We start from the raw sequence: 980 nt of genomic DNA on the forward strand, positions 1-980 counted from the left end.
GACGCCCATCACGATCAGGCGGTAGACCGGATAGGGTTCGCCAAACAGCATGACCGAACCGACATCGGGTGGCGAAACGGCATATGAACCGGGACCATAGATCAACACCATTGCGTGCCGCAGCACGAGCGCCAGACCCCAGGTGGCGAGGATGGTGTCGATCAGCCGATGATAGGTACGCCTGATCACGAGCTCCTCGGCGATCAGACCAATTATCGCAACGACGAGCGGCGCCAGCGCGAGCGCCACAAAGAACGGAAAACCGGCTCTGGTCAACTCCATCATCGCATAGCAGCCAAGCATGAGAAACTCGCCATGCGCCATGTTGATCACGTTCATCAGGCCGAAGATTATGGCGAGTCCAAGCGATACGAGCATCAGGACGAGGATCGCATTGGTGGAGTCGAGGATGACCGTCGCAATCTGTTCCATGGAGTCCCCTAGAGCGACATGTGTTCTTCGATGAGAGCGGGACTGGCGCGCAGCGTCTCCACCTTGTGACTTGCGACGATGCGGCCGCTGTCGAAGAAGTCGACGCGATCTGCAAGGCTCAGGGCCATTTCGATGTTCTGCTCGACCAGAACCAGACTCATGCCGCTTTCCCGGATGATACGCAGAAGAATGGCTGAAAGCTCGCTGACGACGGACGGTTGAATTCCCTCGGAGGGTTCATCGAGCAACAGCAGTTTCGGCTTGCCCATCAAGGCGCGGCCAATTGCCAGTTGCTGCTGCTGGCCACCCGACAGACGCCCGCCCTGCGTCCGCCGCTTCGCCGCAAGGGCCGGAAATATGGAATAGATTTCGTCAGCAGTGGCGGCTTTCAGATTTCCGAGCAGGAGATTTTCCTCCACCGTCAGCTCCTGGAAGATCTCACGCCCCTGCGGCACGTAGCCGAGCCCGGCGCGGGCGATCTCGAACGGCTCACGCTTGTCGATCCGCATGCCCGCGAAGGATATCGTCCCGCGTTTCGGCTGGTTCAG

At 59.5% G+C, this 980-nt stretch carries 2 protein-coding genes; both read right to left on the reverse strand.

Annotation, left to right across the window (positions count from 1 at the left end; translation table 11 throughout):
• Window positions 1-432: branched-chain amino acid ABC transporter permease (locus tag ACLD7X_RS17085; protein ID WP_411424887.1), on the reverse strand; the 432-nt coding region annotated here is incomplete at its 3' end.
• 8 nt (window positions 433-440) lie between these two features.
• The coding region (locus tag ACLD7X_RS17090; protein ID WP_411424888.1) for an ABC transporter ATP-binding protein at window positions 441-980 on the reverse strand (540 nt) is incomplete at its 5' end.

Origin of the sequence: Aphanothece microscopica RSMan92 (genome assembly GCF_046613545.2) — a bacterium.
Lineage (GTDB): Bacteria > Cyanobacteriota > Cyanobacteriia > PCC-6307 > Cyanobiaceae > NIES-981.